General features: G+C 59.5%; 1 protein-coding gene. It reads right to left on the reverse strand.

Annotated elements, in window-relative coordinates; genetic code table 11:
• Window positions 1-54: 54 nt before the first annotated feature.
• Window positions 55-279 (reverse strand): IS4 family transposase (locus VTU_RS28365; RefSeq protein WP_010107067.1); only part of this gene is annotated, 225 nt, incomplete at its 5' end.

Genomic DNA, 279 nt, shown 5'->3' on the forward strand with positions numbered 1-279 from the left:
CATGGCCGCCAGCCATCTGGCGTAAAACCCGGCGGCACGTGTTAACCCATTTCGTTATACACAGCTCCCCCGAGCCTGAAGCTCGCGACAGAACCTGATGCCAGCGGCAAAGTCAAGAATGCGCTGCATTCCCAGCCAGATGGTCTTGACTCCGGGCTCACCATCGCACTTTCGCGCAAGAAAGCCCCCCAGCCTGGCAATCAGCCGCACCACCTCGTTGAGCGTGGGCGGCTCCTTGGGCAACTCTTGCTTGTTCAGGATGTACGCCGCTTTCCATTC

The organism is Verminephrobacter aporrectodeae subsp. tuberculatae At4 (assembly GCF_000193225.1).
GTDB classification, from domain to species: domain Bacteria; phylum Pseudomonadota; class Gammaproteobacteria; order Burkholderiales; family Burkholderiaceae_C; genus Acidovorax; species Acidovorax aporrectodeae.